This window comes from Halomonas colorata, from assembly GCF_014897985.1.
GTDB lineage: Bacteria > Pseudomonadota > Gammaproteobacteria > Pseudomonadales > Halomonadaceae > Vreelandella > Vreelandella colorata.
The window spans coordinates 1-920 of record NZ_JABUZA010000111.1; the positions used below are offsets into that span (position 1 = coordinate 1).

Annotated in this window: 1 protein-coding gene; it reads left to right on the top strand. The window is 50.9% G+C overall.

Translation table 11 applies throughout. The features are described 5' to 3' along the window. The first annotated feature begins 66 nt into the window (after positions 1–66). Positions 67–920, top strand: a protein-coding gene (locus tag INT33_RS21005) for an IS5 family transposase (RefSeq protein ID WP_193092946.1) whose coding sequence is annotated in 2 segments (ribosomal slippage) — positions 67–409 and positions 409–920 — 855 coding nt in all. Because the reading frame shifts where the segments join, the coding sequence is not laid out codon by codon here.

The window sequence follows — 920 nt, forward strand, 5'->3', positions numbered from 1 at the left end:
TAGGTTTTGTACGAAAAGTCATTTCTGCTAAATTTGTCTATGCAATAGCTGCATAGGAGAACAGTCATGGTCGGGCGTTATGAAGTCTCTGATAACGGCTGGGCACAGATTGAAGACCTTGTGTCGCCGCCTCAACGCATGGGGAGGCCTAGGCGAGATGACCGGCAAGTTCTCAATGGTATTTTCTGGGTGCTTTGCTCGGGTGCTAAATGGCGCGATCTCCCTGAACGCTACGGCCCTTGGTCCACCGTTTATGAGCGCTTCCGAAAATGGCGTGATAATGGCACGTTTGAAGCCATTCTTTCTCGCTTACACCTCCAGTTACGTGAAGATGGTCTAATGGACTTGGATACATGGATGATTGATTCAACATCGGTACGTGCCACACGTGCTGCCGCAGGAGGCGGCAAAAAGGGGGCTCTGAAGAACCCTTAGATCACGCTCTGGGGCGTAGTCGTGGAGGCTTAACCACCAAAATTCATTTGGTTTGCGATCGTCACGGCTGGCCTCTGGCATTTACTCTGTCTCCTGGTCAAGAGGCAGATTCTCGGCACTTTATTTCGACATTAGAGACGATTTACCTACCTGGCCCCGCTGGGCGGCCACGTAAACGTAGTCGCTATATAGTGGCTGACAAAGGATACGACAGCGATGAGTTGCGTCATTATTGCGACAAGCACGGCATGAAACCGGTAATCGCTCAGCGCAAGATGCATCGAAGAACACGGCCAGGTCTACCTAGACGGTTTGATAAGCATAAGTATCGGCAACGAAATGCAGTAGAGCGCTGTTTTAGTTGGTTGAAGGAGTTACGCCGTATCGCCACACGCTACGATAAGTTAGCAAGCAGCTTTAGGGCGATGATATGCGTGGCGTGCATAGGCCGCTGCTTGCGAGCCGACTTTTCGTACAGAACCTAA